The 15,735-nt window shown below is 38.2% G+C and carries 13 protein-coding genes; 1 reads left to right on the top strand and 12 read right to left on the bottom strand.

Going from position 1 to position 15,735, the window contains the following annotated elements; genetic code table 11:
* Positions 1-30: 30 nt before the first annotated feature.
* Together AC2VNP_RS16250 and AC2VNP_RS16245 are read right to left on the bottom strand one after the other, a co-directional pair.
* The gene (locus AC2VNP_RS16250; RefSeq protein ID WP_486918338.1) at positions 31-801 is read right to left on the bottom strand and encodes a TatD family hydrolase; all 771 of its coding nucleotides are present in this window, start codon (positions 799-801) and stop codon (positions 31-33) included.
* A 184-nt stretch (positions 802-985) separates the two neighbouring features.
* Positions 986-2,467 carry a class I adenylate-forming enzyme family protein gene (locus AC2VNP_RS16245; protein WP_486918337.1) on the bottom strand — a complete coding sequence of 494 codons (1,482 nt, stop codon included), beginning with the start codon at positions 2,465-2,467 and terminating at the stop codon, positions 986-988.
* 75 nt (positions 2,468-2,542) lie between these two features.
* Between AC2VNP_RS16245 and AC2VNP_RS16240 the strand changes: the two genes are divergently transcribed.
* Complete coding sequence (locus AC2VNP_RS16240) at positions 2,543-3,589, top strand: AEC family transporter (RefSeq protein ID WP_486918336.1); 1,047 nt, start codon at positions 2,543-2,545, stop codon at positions 3,587-3,589.
* Between the two features lie 60 nt (positions 3,590-3,649).
* Here AC2VNP_RS16240 and fabG read toward each other — a convergent pair whose 3' ends face one another.
* From fabG to AC2VNP_RS16190, 10 genes are all read right to left on the bottom strand, one after another.
* A complete protein-coding gene (gene fabG / locus AC2VNP_RS16235) occupies positions 3,650-4,390 on the bottom strand; it encodes a 3-oxoacyl-ACP reductase FabG (protein WP_486918335.1) in 741 nt (246 codons plus the stop codon).
* 12 nt (positions 4,391-4,402) lie between these two features.
* Positions 4,403-5,293 (bottom strand): intracellular short-chain-length polyhydroxyalkanoate depolymerase, encoded by an 891-nt coding sequence (gene phaZ / locus AC2VNP_RS16230; RefSeq protein ID WP_486918334.1) that lies wholly within the window; start codon positions 5,291-5,293, stop codon positions 4,403-4,405.
* Positions 5,293-6,330, bottom strand: a complete 1,038-nt coding sequence (locus AC2VNP_RS16225) for a 3-oxoacyl-ACP synthase (protein WP_486918333.1) — start codon at positions 6,328-6,330, stop codon at positions 5,293-5,295. Before AC2VNP_RS16225 ends, phaZ begins: the two co-directional genes overlap by 1 nt.
* Positions 6,331-6,362: 32 nt before the next feature.
* Complete coding sequence (locus tag AC2VNP_RS16220; RefSeq protein ID WP_486918332.1) at positions 6,363-7,382, bottom strand: branched-chain amino acid ABC transporter permease; 1,020 nt, start codon at positions 7,380-7,382, stop codon at positions 6,363-6,365.
* Positions 7,379-8,248, bottom strand: a complete 870-nt coding sequence (locus AC2VNP_RS16215; RefSeq protein ID WP_486918331.1) for a branched-chain amino acid ABC transporter permease — start codon at positions 8,246-8,248, stop codon at positions 7,379-7,381. The genes AC2VNP_RS16220 and AC2VNP_RS16215 overlap by 4 nt, the downstream gene beginning before the upstream one ends.
* A gap of 81 nt (positions 8,249-8,329) precedes the next feature.
* Positions 8,330-9,034: an ABC transporter ATP-binding protein gene (locus AC2VNP_RS16210; RefSeq protein ID WP_486918330.1), complete on the bottom strand. Its 705-nt coding sequence runs from the start codon at positions 9,032-9,034 to the stop codon at positions 8,330-8,332.
* The gene (locus AC2VNP_RS16205; RefSeq protein ID WP_486918329.1) at positions 9,021-9,785 is read right to left on the bottom strand and encodes an ABC transporter ATP-binding protein; all 765 of its coding nucleotides are present in this window, start codon (positions 9,783-9,785) and stop codon (positions 9,021-9,023) included. Before AC2VNP_RS16205 ends, AC2VNP_RS16210 begins: the two co-directional genes overlap by 14 nt.
* Positions 9,786-9,900: 115 nt before the next feature.
* Positions 9,901-11,142, bottom strand: a complete 1,242-nt coding sequence (locus AC2VNP_RS16200) for a substrate-binding domain-containing protein (protein WP_486918328.1) — start codon at positions 11,140-11,142, stop codon at positions 9,901-9,903.
* A 59-nt stretch (positions 11,143-11,201) separates the two neighbouring features.
* Entirely contained in the window at positions 11,202-12,074 is an 873-nt protein-coding gene (locus AC2VNP_RS16195) for an alpha/beta fold hydrolase (protein WP_486918327.1), read from the bottom strand.
* Between the two features lie 311 nt (positions 12,075-12,385).
* Entirely contained in the window at positions 12,386-15,622 is a 3,237-nt protein-coding gene (locus AC2VNP_RS16190) for an AfsR/SARP family transcriptional regulator (protein ID WP_486918326.1), read from the bottom strand.
* Positions 15,623-15,735: the final 113 nt, after the last annotated feature.

Raw genomic sequence — 15,735 nt, 5'->3', positions numbered from 1 at the left:
ATTTCAGATTGAAATCAGCTTGTTCGTTTTCTATTTTTTGTTTAAGTTATAAATTGAATTCGTATTAGTAATGGTTTGCTGAATAACTTTGCTGAGAGGGATGCGTTTCACATCTACTAGTTTCTCCGCAATAGGTTTAAGTAATAACGGCGACGTATCGTCATTTTCAAATGGTCCATTAAATGGCCAAGGTCCATCTGTTTCTATAAGTAATTGCGTAATAGGGACCATTTCAGCTAACTTTTGATCGCGCTTACGGTAACAAACCTCAGGTGTAACCGAGATGAAGTGTCCTGCTGCGATAATCTCTTTTACGACTTGTTCCGGAGCCTTTAACCAATGGAAGTGTGCTTGAACTTCTGTTATCTGGTTAAGTATTGTAAGAGCTTGCTCAGCTTGTGAATGTACAGCGTGAACCGCTAAAGGTAATTTTGCTTGTTTGGCAACATCCACCCACCTAGCAAACTGTTCTAGATGTAACACTCGCTCATTATCTGTTAATTGGTCTAAAATATAATAAGGCAGTCCAACCTCCCCAATGAACGAAACTGCTGCTTTTTCCGAATAGATAAGTTCTTCTAGCTCAGTCATGTCTCGCCGATTCATCGGCTTTTGTTCAGGATGGTAGCCAACTCCAGCTATAATAAAATCCGGGTAACGTTGTCTTAACTCTAACGTTTCATAAGAAGATTTTAAATTATTTGAAACAGCGACTACACTTTCAATCCCATTCTTCTGCCAGTGCTGTATTCTTGTTTCAATATCATTGTATTGATAAAGATGGATATGTGCATCAATCATAACAATTCCTCCATTACGTACCCTGCATGTTTTCCAGTATACCACTAGAAAAATGCTTAATCTTCATATGTATAAGTTTATGTCCTTCACTATTTTTTGTACAAGAAAAAAGCTGACAGGTAGTACCCTTCCCTCTTTGCTGAGCTGTAAGAACAGCCTTTAGAAGAAGAATACTACTAATCAACTAACTACAAGATTTAATAAGTTCCTTTTTATCTATTTTCCCAACAGGTGTTTTTGGAAGTTCTGAAACAAGTCTAATTTTTCTCGGGATTTTATAACCACCTAAATATTTTCGGCAATGGTCTTCTAAGTCCTTAACAGTTATCGTCCCCTCTTGTTGAGGGACAATAAACGCCGCGACTACTTCTCCCCATTTTTCATCAGGCAATCCAACGACTGCAACTTCAGCCACATGTCCATATTCAGCTAAAATATGCTCGATTTCAAGTGGATAAACATTTTCTCCACCGGTTATAATCATATCTTTTTTTCGGCCAACGATATAAAAATAGCCTTCCTCGTCCCGCTTTCCTAAATCTCCTGTATAAAGCCATCCGCTTCGAACTACTTCTGAAGTGGCATCCGGACGATTCCAGTAATGATCGAATACGTGATGTCCATTAATAATAATTTCGCCAACTTCTCCAGGTTGTGCGTCATTTCCTGTTTCATCAATAATTCTTACTTTATTATATAGCATTGGTTTTCCAACTGAACCTCGTTTCTCTTTTACATCGTTAGGATCAATAAAGAAGTTGTTTGGACCCGCTTCTGTCAAACCATACCCTTCCTTGAATTGTAAACCTTTCTTTGCAAAAGCTTCATAGATCTTGTAAGAGCAAGGAGCTCCTCCTGAAAGAAACGTATGCATCGTAGGAAATGTATTATTTTTAAACTCTTCGGTTTGGATCAGCATATGGTACATTGTGGGGACAAACAATGCAATCGTACAACGATGTTCATTTAAAATGCGAACCGCTTCTATTGGATCGAATTGATCGACAATGACTACTTTTCCACCCATATGAAGAAGCGGTAAAGAAAGCGCATTTAGTCCACCTGTATGAAACATCGGTAAGTACGTTAACGTTGTATCTTCCCCTTTTAAGTTCCAACTTGTAATCGTGTTAATCACATTATAAAAGACGGATCGATGTGTTAGTACTGCCCCTTTAGGTTTTCCCGTTGTTCCTCCTGTATAAATAATCGCAAGCGGTGCATCAAAGTCCACCTTGTAGACTTCTCCTCTACCCTGTCTTAATAACCACTGGCTATACTCACTTCCGTTACGTCTGACTGCAACACTTTGAAAAGAAGAAATTAATCCCTCTAGTTTGTCATCAAAAATGACGATTTTAGGCTCACAATCATTTAAAATAAATTCGAGTTCATGACTGGCTAATCTCCAATTTAACGGAACAAAAATGGCCCCGATTTTAGTACAAGCGAAAAGGAGATCAAAATAGCAGACGTGATTAGGAGAAAGAAGTGCCACTCGATCTCCTGGCTCTATGCCGCGTTCCACTAATGCGCTTGCAAGATTTTCTGCACGTATATTTAATTGCTCGTAAGTCCAATTTTCCTTCGTTTCCCCATTGACTACCGCGACTCTCTCTGGGGTAATACGAGCTCGATTTGCAATCCAATCTGTTTCCCAACTCATCTTACCACCCTCCTTCATCATAAGCATTTACATCTTGATCTTAGTTGAGAGTGGTTACACGCGAGTTACAAATGAATGATCAATTTATCTATTAATATAGAATTTGAACTTCTTCTTTTTGACAGTTATGTAGATTTAGTTACAATTAAACTATTACTAAGTGAATTTCGAAAGGAAACTATGATGGATATTTACGTTGTCGCTACCTCAATAATGGTTATGGGATTAATTATTGCAATAGGTGCAACATTAGCTTTTAAAGTGGAAATTACTACTGAAATTAAGCATGTGTTAATTCTGATTATATTAAATATTGCTGTACCCTCGATTATATTAAATGGAGTTTTTAATACAGAAGTTACAACTCAGTTGCTCCATCAAGTCGTTATCATATTTGGGTTATCGGTCATCTTCCATTTAGGAGCTCTATTATTTGCGTGGACCTTATCTAGACTATTACGTTTTGAAAGTACTTTCGCCAAAAAGATGACCATCTTAGCCGCTCTAGGGAATACCGGATTTATCGGCATACCGCTTTGTGCCACGATTTTTGGACCTGTTGGCGGACTATTGGCAGCTATCTTTGATGCTGGTTTAGACATCGTTTTATTTTCAGTTGTCATTTATATGCTTCAATCCGAAAAACGCTTTCAGTTTTCACAGCTAAAAGCTTTAATTAACATTCCATTATTAGCCATCATTATTGGATTAACAGCAGTTATTACCGGCGTTGAACCACCCCAATTCTTGAGGCAATTAACGAGCATGTTATCAGCACTTGCTGCACCATTAGCGATGTTATACATCGGAATGTTGTTACCCCCGCTTTTTCAAAAAAGAGGCTTTCTCTTTTACAAACAAATATGGTTTCCACTCGGGGTTCGCCTGTTGATCATTCCGATTGTAACGATGCTCATTATCTCTTTACTTCCGTTAGATTATTTAGTTAGTAACATTGTCATCATTCTTTCAGCGATGCCGACGATTATGCTTGCCACTGTCTTATTTGCCCGATATTCCAACGATGAAGAATTAGCCGTTATTACAACTGTGTATTCGACACTTCTATCGTTATTAACGATTCCTATTATTGCTTTTATCGTTACATGGTGGTTGAATTAAAATAAAAAAGGCAGTCCATTTATTAGAGTTTCTAACAAATGAACTGCCTTTTTTCTTTCGCTACATCATAATACCGCCGTCTACATGTATAACGGTTCCATTTATATAGTCAGACTCGTCTGACGCTAAAAATAAATAAGCGTTTGCAATATCTGCAGGCTTCCCTAGTCGGTTAAGTGGGATTGTCATTTTAAGCTTTTCAATGACTTTATCAGGAACTTTAGCTACCATGCTCGTTTCAACAAATCCTGGAGCGACTGCATTGACATTAATTCCTTTACCGCCTAATTCCTTCGCCCATGACTTTGTCATCCCGACAACACCAGCTTTCGTTGCCGCATAATTCGTCTGACCCACATTTCCGTAAACACCAGAAACACTTGAGGTTGTTATGATCTTTCCTTTTCCTAGTTCAACCATCTTCGGAATAACTGCTTGTGTACAATAAAATACACCTGTTAAATTCACATCAATGACTTTTTGCCAATTTTCTGGAGTTAACTTGTGTAACATGGCATCCGCTGTGATACCAGCATTATTCACTAAAATATCGACGCTTCCAAAAGAATTAACAGCTTCTTGTACCATTTGTGTTACACTCTCTTGGTCCGCCACATTTACTTTTACCGCAATACCGTTGCCACCATTTTCTTTGATTTCGGATACAACTGCTTCTGCAGCAGTTTCATCAAAATCTGCAACGACCACATTTGCACCTTCTCGGCTAAATGTAAGGGCTGCCTCTTTACCAATTCCATTTCCAGCACCAGTTATAATAGCTGTTTTGTTTTGTAGTCTCATGTTTATATCCTCCTAATGTTTCTGTAGAAAATTTGTTATCGCTAATTGTAATTGATCTAAATCATCGATGAGTGGAGAATGGCCACAACCTTTTAAATACTTCAGTTCTGCCTGATCATTTAAGTCTTCTTTTATTTCTTCTGTCATTTGTTGAGTAATCACCAGGTCATTTTCTCCGGCTAAAATAAGAGTTGGGTGCGATATTTGTTGGGCTTCGCCAGATCCCTCAGTAACTCCATTATGAACATTACTAATATTAAAAATATTTAATGCATGATACACTTCTGATAAGTTTCGCTGTGTCAGCATATCTTCTAGATACTCTTCGTATTTTTGTTCATCAGGTTGGTTGTTCGTATAAATCAACGAATTCCATACCGCTTTTAAAAACTCTTTATTTCGTTGTTCATACGCTTGAGACACTGGAATGGTTTTCGTAGCCTCTTTTCTTATTTCATCTAACGTTGTTAACCGAATATATTCTCCAGTTTCACCTACACTCATAAACGGGTAGCCTCGCGTGGAACCTGAACACAATAACACCATCTTATCAACATCGGCTGGATAATCGATCGCATAACGCATCGCTACCGTGCCGCCTGTAGACCAGCCGAGAATTGAAAACCTTTTTAAACCAACAGCATTAACAAAGCTCTTAATGTCTTCTGAGAAATCTTTAATGGATTCAATCGGTTGGTGATAGGAGGAATGACCAAACCCTCTCATATCGACTGCATACAGTTTATACTGCGGTGGAAGTGTTTCAAGTAAGAGGTCCCAATGTTTGGATGAAGTCATATTTCCATGGATAAGAAGAATTACCTCATCTCCGCCTTCTCTCTCACGATAAGCGATTGTTTCTCCATTTGGTATGTTCACCGATTGCAACTTGGTGTTTTCCACTAGCTTTCACCTCCATGACTAGCTTTTCCCCATCGGATCGTAGTTGCCCCCCAAGCATAGCCAATACCTGCACTCACGAGGACGACGACATCACCATCTTTTATTTTCCCTTGTTCAAGAGCTAATTCTAATGACAGGATCTGATCGATTTGGCCAATATGACCAAACTCATTCAAATAAATCGATTGCTCATCGGTAAGACCTAACTCACGCAACACATAATCATGCGCTGATTTCTTCATGTGCAAAATACCGAGATAGTTAATATCTTCTTGATTGCAGCTACTTTTTTGTAACGATCGTTGAATGACTTCGATAAAGTTTTTCATCGATTTTTCTTCCAGACGTTGTTTCATTCCAACTGGATCGAGGACATCTAAATAGTTGAGTCTTTCCTCAATCGCTTCTTGACTAATCGGCGTTTTTGTTCCTCCAGCTACAACGACGACATCCTCTGAAAAGGCTCCATCTGTAATGATATGACTTTCTAGTAGAATGTTAGAGTCATAGCCTTTTTGTAAGACGACCGCTCCTCCCCCGGCAGCTAGATTATACATAAACCGTGTTCTAGGGTTGGTATAGTCGATAAAATCAACGTTTCGGTAACCACCTGCTAATAGAACGGTTTGGATAGAAGGGTCTGCTATCATCATATCCTTTGCGACTTTCATGGCCATAATTGTCGTACCACATCTCAACGCTACGTCAAAAGCCCAAGCATTCGTTGCCCCGACTTCCCGCTGGAGCATAATACCAGCTGTCCAGAGCGGGTATTCTTTATGTTCCTCACCAATATAAATGACTAAGTCAATGTCTTTTGGGTCAATATTTCCTTTTTCTAATGCTTTTTTTGCTGCATAAATCCCCATTTGACATGTGTGATCATCACTGCCCGGGAGAGGCTTTTTCCGGATACCCAGCTTCTCTTCAATAACTTCAACGGGTATTCCCGAATGCTCAGCAATGTCGGTACTCGTCATCCACTCATCTGGAATATATACTCCAGTACTTACAATTCCGACGCCTTCTTTTTTCATTCGACAAACACTCTCCTACTCCTGCAAACATATTAAATATCCTTATCCAGTCCAGACTGTTTGGGAATTGATTTTCGCAGTCCTTTTTTATACTGGTATTTAGCCCACCAATGTTTAATGGTGCCTACAATGCCTTTTGGGAAGAACATGACAACTAAAATAAACACCGTCCCAAACAAAATTATCCATCGTTCGAAAATCCAATGTACTTTAGCTAAATCCATCAAGCCATGTTTCGCAAATTCGATAAGCGCTGCCCCAACAATCGATCCAAATAGTGTACCAACACCACCAATAATTGTAATAAGAAGCGCATCTAACGTTAATTCAACAGATAATACTGCCGTGTTAACAAAGCGTAAGCTCATTCCATATAAAATACCTGCCAACCCAGCTACAACACCCGCTACAACGTTCGCTGTAATCTTATAATGCATCACGCGATAACCTAGCGATTCTACACGAGGTTCGTTTTCTCTTATCGCTTGCAATACACGACCCATCGGCGACTCTGTAAAACGTCTAAGAAGTAAATAAATTAGCACCATAAACGCTAAACAAATAATATAAAAACTAACTCGATCTCTAAAAAGGTCAGGAATAGTAAACGTAAATCCGTCATTCCCCATCGTGACTGACCGCCACTTTTCAGCAACGACAACGAACAAACTCGAAACAGCTAATGTAAGCATTGCAAAAAAATGACCTTTTAAGCGAAGCGTTAACATACCAACTAAATAACTTACGACCGCTGTAAAAATAACGGTAATCAAAACGGCTAATAGAACAATTGGAATAGTTGCACCAAATGCTTTTAAACAAATACCGACTGTGTAAGCGCCAATCCCAAAAAACAACGCATGGCCAAACGAAACAATGCCGGAATATCCTAGTAAAATATCGTAACTCATTGCAAAAGCAGCAAAAATAAAAATTTGCGTCAACATAATTAGCAAAGTTCTGGAGTCATTAATAAACGGAAAGAAGAATAAACCAATAGTTAAAACGGCTAATGTCAGCTTAAATCGTGACAATTGTTTTAGACGACTCATTTCATCGCCTCCTTTGTCCCCATGAGACCTGAAGGCTTAAAGATTAAGATTGCTAACATGATTAAGAAGTTTACAGCTAAGGCTAACTCTGGCACAAAATAGGCTGCATAAGCACCTAATACACCGACTAGTACCGCTGCTGTCATCGAACCAAGTACACTCCCCATACCGCCGATAATGACGACGATAAAGGCTAGAATGCCGTACTCTAATCCAATTTCAGCATAGATCACACCGGAATACGGACCAAATAATAGTCCTGCTAAACCAGCCATACCCGAACCGAGCATAAATACAAATAAGAAGATCTTTCGAATGTTAATTCCTAATGCTTGAACCATTTCCTTATCAATAACACCAGCTCTTACAACTAATCCAAGCTTTGTTTTGTTAAGTAAGAATAATAAACCAAAAAAGACGATGAGACCAATTAGAATGATGAAAAGACGATATTTGATTAAATAGATATTTCCTACTTCCCAACTACCTTGCAGCCAACTTGGACTTTGCGCATGAATGATATTTGGTCCCCAAACAACCTTTACGAGTTCACTTAAAACAAGCATGGCACCGAGCGTAATGAGGATTTGTTGGATGTGGTTTCCGTAGACAGGTTTGATAATAAACCGCTCTAGTAAATAACCTAATATTGCTCCCGCAACTATGGCTGCGATAATACCGACAATGTAACTCTCAGTTGTAGTGAACGCCCAAATACCTGCATAAGCTCCCCAAAGGAATAAAGCACCGTGAGCGAAGTTTAAAACATCCATTAACCCAAAGATTAACGTTAGACCTGCTGCTAATAAAAATATGAGCATTCCCGTTGCCAATCCATTGATTGTAATACTAATTAATAAGTCCACAGTTGTCCCTCCTTTAAATCAGTTCCTTTCTAACAACAAGACTCTGCCTGCATCAATAAGCTACAGAACAAACAACTACTTTTATGCAATTCCTAAGTATTGTCGCTTTAACTCTTCGTTCTGCTTTAACTCTTCCATGGCTCCACTGTGTACGGAATGTCCATCATCAATAATATAAAAACGATCTCCAATTGTACTCGCCATCATGAAGTTTTGTTCGACTAGCACTACTGTTGTCTTTTCTTTCATTTGTTGGATCGACTCCATCACTTTCTCAACGATAATAGGGGCTAACCCTTTACTAGGTTCATCAATAAGCAGCATATCGTTTTCATTGACATAAGCCCTCGCAATGGACAACATTTGCTTCTGACCGCCACTTAAGTGCCCTCCATTTTTCTTCCAAAACTTTTTTAAATCGGGAAATAAATTTAAGATCCAATCTAGTCTTTCTAATGTTTCATCATCTTTCTTTTTCATCGCAACTTTTATATTTTCCTCGACAGTCAGTGTGCCAAAAATCCCTTGATCTTCCGGTACATAACCAATTCCTAAGTTTGCAATTTTATGAGTAGGCAAACTATGAATCTCTTGATCTTTATAGATGATCGTCCCTTCTTTAATCGAATTTAATCCCATAATAGAACGAAGTGTTGTTGTCTTCCCCGCACCATTTCTTCCTAGTAAAACCGTAACTTCTCCTGCATTTACTTCAAAAGAAACACCTTGTAAAATGTGATATTGTTGAATGTACGTTTGAATTTGTTCCACTTTAAGAAGCGTCATCTTGAAGCCCCCCCAAATAGGCAGATTGGACTTGTTCATTTTTCATGATTTCCTCTGGGTCACCGTCTGCTAACAGACTACCGTGGAAAAGAACCATAATACTATCAGATAAGTCTAAGACCATATCCATCTTGTGTTCTATTAAAATGATTGTTCGATTTCGTTCGTCACGAATGCTTCGGATGACATCAAGAATCATAGGTACTTCTTCTAACGACATGCCAGCTGTGGGCTCATCAAGCAGAAGAACTTCTGATTCAAGCGCTAAAAGCATTGCAATTTCCAGTTTTCTCTTTTCACCATGCGCTAAGTTAACAGCTAACTCTTGAGCTTTATTTTCAAGCAAAACGGTGTACAGTAGTTCATTCGTTTTCCTATCAATTTCTTTAAAGTGTTTAAAATGTTTAAACATGTTATAACGCACCCCCGCCTGTGACTGAACAGCAAGACGAACATTTTCATGACAGGTTAAGTTTGGAAACACGTTTGTAATTTGAAAGGAGCGACCAATCCCTAAACGAGTTCGTGCAGTAGGTGTTAAACCTGTAATATCCTCACCGTTTAAATGTACAGTCCCTTTCGTAGGCGTTAATTGCCCGCTTAACATATTAAAGAACGTCGTTTTCCCTGCACCATTTGGTCCTATTATCGACTTCAATTGATTTCGTTCAATTTGAATATTAACTTCATTTACAGCGACATGCCCTCCAAACGCGATCGTTAAATCTTTCGTTTCTAAAATAACGTCCACTTGCGTTCACCTTCCTCCTTTGATGGGTGAAGCTGACTCCCCCAAGTCAACTCCTATCGTAAAGCACGTAGGAAATTGAAGCTTTGCTGTTGAGTCAGCCTCATATGAATGTTTTTTAATTTAAAATTGGTGGTGCTGTTTCTTCCGGTGAAAGTTCCCTAATAATGACTGGTACTGGGTAATCAAATTCATCAGTACGCTCTAATGTAATGGCGTACATCGTTTGCATGGCTTGATGATCTTCTGGACGGAAAGTCATCGGTCCTTTTGGAGTATCAAACGTCATCCCTCGCATCGTTTCGATTAATGTGTCTGAGTCCGTCGCACCATTGCTATTTTCTAGCGCTTGAACAACAGCCATCGCAGCAGAGAAACCACCTGGTGTAAATAAATCTGGCATTTCACCGTTATGGCGCTTCTGATGTTCTTCTACCAACCAATCATTTACTTCATTGTTTGGCAGACTGTGATGGTATACAGTAAACCCTTTCATACCAACGACTGCATCCATTGTGCGAAGAGCAGCAATATCCGGCGCTCCTGTTGATATTTGAATTCCACGATCCTGAATTCTCATATCAGCTAATTGGCCCCAAGGAGAGTTGGCCCCTGCCCAAATGACAAACAAATAATCAGGTTCAGCATTAATGATGCGTTGAATATTAGCAGCAAAGTCTACACCTGCTGGGTCCGCGTACTCTTCATGTACAACATCAGCTCCTAATTCTTTGGCTGTCGTTGCAAATGCACCAACCCCGTCTCTTCCGAAAGCATTATCCTGTGCTAAAGTTGCAATTCTCACGCCTTCACCTGCTATTGCCGCAGCACCAGCAATCGCATCTTGAGACGAGCTTCGACCGGTACGGAAGATGTGTTTATTCCAGTTGGCACCTGTAATACTATCCGCAACCGCTGGCTCAACAATCATAATTTTTTCATACTCCTCTACTAGTGGTAATACAGCTAACGTATCACCTGAAGAGGAAGATCCGATAATAAAGTCCACATTGTAATCTTCTAGTAATCTCGTTGCCTTTTGAACCGCTACATCGGGCTGTGTCTCTGTATCTTCAATAATGTATTCAATTTTTTTCCCTGCTATTTCCATCGTTCCATTCGTCGCATAATCGAGTCCTAATTCAAATCCTTTCACCGTTTGAGCTCCGTATGCCTCTAATGCTCCGGTTAATGAAGTCAGGACGCCGACTCGAACCACTTCTTCTGTTTCTGTATCTATGTCTTCAGGATCCACATTTCCTTCTGGTTCACTACTTGTATCATTTGACCCGCAAGCAGTGAGTAAAAATAAACCTAGGATTACACTCATTACAATAAGAAAAAATCTCTTTTTTCCCATTCTGTTTCCCCCTTAAAAGATAAATTAAATTCCTTTAATTGTAGTATGAATGACTGCAGTTACATTTTAGTTGCACGTAACTTTCCCACACTTACTTCTTGTAAAAAATTGAGAATTTCAGAAGACGTTTGATGATACTCGTGAAATAAAATGGAAAAGTGATTAGCTCCTCTAATTTCAACAAACTTTCCTCCTTCTATCATTTGAGCCAGTTTCACCCCATTTTCTTCACTTATTAAATAAGCTGTTGGATGAAATAAACAATTCGGTGCCCACAATATTAAGGTCGGAACTTGAATAGCTGCATGACATTCGTTAATATTCGTTTTGGTTAAGTTTATTAATTCTTCATTAATAATCACCTTTCTGGTTTTCGACACGACCGAACCATCATCACAATGTGTAACATCAGCATAAAAATACTGTTCTAAGTAATTATTCCAAGGGCTGAAGAAAGGAATTTCACTTACTTGCGCTTTATAGCTAGCAAATGTTTCATACTGTTTTTCAACTCGTTCAATAGAAGGCTGCAATAGGTCGACGACTTCAGGCCTTAAATCTTCACCTCCATCGATTAAAATGAGCGAAGAAACCTTTTGAGGATACATAGATGAGAAAACAACTCCAATCATTGCTCCTAACGAATGACCAACCATGATCACTTGGTCTAGATTTAACTGTTGAATAATCTTGATGATATCCTCTGCATGCTGTTTAACAGAATAATCATATTGCGGTTTTTCACTATCGCCTCGGCCTCTGAGATCTATAGCTAACACACGATAACGATGAATTAACCGTTCAGCAACAGCATCCCAGCAACGAGCATTCGCTGTTAATCCATGGATACAAAGAACAGTTTCTTCACCTTGTCCCCCATAATCAACGATGTGGAATTGTAATCCATTGGCTTCAATTTTCTTGTCTTTCATAACCCACCTCCTCCTTAGATTTAATTGTTTAAATACACTGTAATATCATATAGTTGCACTCAAGTTACAAATAAATATAAAAGACAACACTAGTAGGAATGGTAATGGTTCATTTATAGAGCCGATGTATGATTAGATACAACAAAAAGAGGTGTCAATCTTATGGTGATTGACACCTCTTTCATGTTGTTCAAAACGGAAGCCGACCCAAAGGCTTATTTATGCCATAACCTATGTTTTCTGTGTTGTCTTGAAATATAATCATTTTTTTCGGTTATGTTGGTAATTCACTTACACCCATCTTTGTTTACTTATACAATTTGGTCTATGCTTTCTGGTTCCTTGATAATATCTAGCATACGAAGAGTTGATTCCATCGGCTCTACTCCAAGCTCTTCCTCTAGATTTCTTTTACACTTTTCAAACATTCTTAATGCGTATGACCGGTTATGTTTTCGATAGTAACAATACATTAATAATCGATAGGCTTCTTCCCAACAACGATCGATGAGAAGAATCGAATTACATAAAGCAATGGTCTCATCAAACTGCTCCTCTGCTACATATAACTGTGCGAGCTTCTCAGACCCTTGCAAATATAAAAATGAATAGCGCTCTCTTTCTTCACTGCACCAATCGCTATATTTTCTAGACGGTAAAAATTCTTCAACATATAATTCTAAGCCGCGTTTTAATTTATCTTTCGCTAGAAATGCATCCGTTTCCTCCATTCCTTCTTCTACTAGTTCTTGAAAGGCAATACAATCAATATCAAATGCCGCTTCTTCATTTAATCCGTACATACTTCCTTCACGAATGACAAAGAAAGGAACTTCTCTCGGCTTTCGCTCTGGCTCTAAAACTTTATTTAGTGCATTTAGCGCGACCTTGAAGTCTCGATTGGCCGCTTCTTCTTCAACCTCTCCCCATAAATGCGACATTAGTTCCGTTTTTGAAAGCATCCTCCCTTTCTTCGTTAAGAACAGTTGGAATAATTCTTTTGCCTTTTCCCTCTTCCACATCTTATCTGCTACTTTTTTATCACCGAGCCAAACTTGAAAATCTCCAAAAAGCTGAACCTTTACTGTATAACCTGGATGGAACGTCAATTGTTCATATCCGAGCCTAGTAAGTATTGATGAAATTTGATCGGTTTGGACGTTTTGTTTTTTGGCTTCTAATAGCATCGGGATTACTTCTTGTACATCTTTTGGACCGTATAAAGAGGAGGTAGTCAACACAAATTCATATTGATAGTGGTTCATACAGTGTAAAAAATCGTTCATATAGGCAAGAAATTTTTCTTTCTCGTTATTGGCAAAGGTGAGTTTACTTAACCAAAATAAGCTAGCAGTTGCTCCAAATCGGCATCCACACTTGTTAAACCCATCACTGCTCAATAAAAGCTCTTTTTTAGCATTAATAAACTTTTCCTCATAAAATGCTGCTATTCCGAGTGCTAAATGAACATAAGACGATAACCATACATCCTTTACTCTTGTCGGTTCCTCCAATGCCATAATTCCTGCGTTTTTAGAGGCATCATATTTCCCCAGTTTTCCATATAATAAACTTAGACCTAAGTATGCTTCTGATTTACCTCTAGACATCTTAATTTGATCCATTAACTCTAAAGCTGTCTCATAGCAATGAACGGCTAATTCAGGATTATATCGCTTCTCAATTTGTACAGCATGCCCCATCCTGATCCAACCACACGCTTCAACAAATGGCGCTTTTCTAGTGGTTCCTCTTAATATCCCCTGCTCAGCTAATCGTTTAGAACGCTCTGCTTCCCCCATATACGAATAGACAATGGACAAAATTAAATCGGTTTCGCGGTGGGATCGTGATAATTCATTAAGAATTTCTGTTTTTTCTTTTGATTTTTCGAGTAACTGCCTTGCCTTTTCAAGACGTCCCGTTCGTAAATACAATCTAGACTCTAATTCTTCTTTTTCATAATTAATATCTAGCTGTTTACACTTATTCAGCCATTTCTCGGCCTCATACGCTTTTCCTAAGTTTACGAGATTTTCTGCCATCAAACTATAAAGATGAAGGCTTCTCATTTCCTTTTTATCGCTTTTTTCCATTAGAGAGATAGCCCGAGCTAAGTAATCATCAGCTTTAGCTGGTTGGATCGTATCAAGGAAGATTTTTGCCTTTCCTTCATTTCCTAGACTTTCACAAACTACATCACCTTCTTCACTTGCAATTTGAATTAATTGATTATAATTTGTAAGCGCTTTCTCGTAATGACAAAAATACCGATTAATTTCCCCCTCTATAAACCAAATAAGTGGATATTGATTTTTTAATGAGACGGATAAATTCTCTATGAAACTAGACAACAAATCAATTTTACCGTTGGCTAATAGATCAAGACCGTGCGCTTGAATAACTCCTGCTGCTTTTTCATAATGTTTAATTTCTGAATAATGGTATATTGCTTTTTCGTATTCCGCACATTGTTCAAAGTACTCCGCCAATTTATAATGAAGTGACTCATACAGATTATACTCTTTGTGTAATTGCTGTAGTAAGAAGTCCTTGAATAAGGCATGATATCTGTATTGATCTCTCCCAACTTGATAGATAAATAAATTCTGTTGAACTAAGATATTTAATAAATCATTTGCATTATTGATTTCTAAAATCTCTTCAAGTAATTTAGGATTTAAGTCTTCAAAAATACTCGTTTTTAATAAAAAGTTCTGTATGTTCTTTTGCTGTTTCGAAAATACCTCCAATGCTAAATAGCGAAACAACTCTTCATTCGTATCAGCTTCCCATTCATTTTCTCTTATTTGATCAACAAACTTCATTTGCTGCCAAACCATTTGTATGGCGATAATCCACCCTTCTGTCTTTCTATAGATTTGCTCAACTTCTGCGTCTTTAATTGATATTTGATAGAAGTCAGAAAATAGAACTTCTACTTCATCTTTTGAAAAAGCTAATTCACTTTCTGTGATCTCTACTAAATCACCATGAACAATCATTTTTGTAAAAACTCCCCATGTTGGGCGAATACGGCTTGAAATCATAAGGTGAACATGCTTGGGTAAGTGCTGAATGATAAATAATAACCAATTCTCTATAGGCTTACTCGCCTCTACAAGATGAAGGTCATCAATCACGATAATAAATGGTTCTTTTATTTTCAATAACTCATTTACGTATTCTGAGGCGAGGTAGTCAATTTCTTCTTCAAGGTTGAGGACATTTTCTGTCGCCAAATAGTTTAATAAACGCTGACCAAAATCACTATATTGTTGTTGAACTGAATAAATCATATGAATAATAAATGGATGGATATGATCTTCATCTTTTGTGATTGAATACCAACAATATCGCTTTTCTTGATGCTTTAAATAAGACGCAATCGATGTACTCTTCCCAAAACCGGGTCCCGAATGAACAAGAGTTAAACGACTTCCATCCATCTCTCGCATTTTCCTTATTAAGTGAAGACGTCCTATATTTGTTTCCTTAAGAATCGGAGGAGTAAACTTTGTTTGTACTACCGGTATCCTTTTTTTCAAAACGTAAAACCTCCTCTTTTATTGAATATTCTAATTTTAACATAAAATGGATACTATTCAGGACACTAAATTAAAAATTGGCTGCTTCACAAAAGTATACGTCTCATTCCGTA

Source organism: Alkalihalobacterium sp. TH-98 (genome assembly GCF_057473385.1).
The sequence above is the reverse complement of the archived record's forward strand: the minus strand, read 5'-3'. Positions and strand labels throughout refer to the sequence as shown.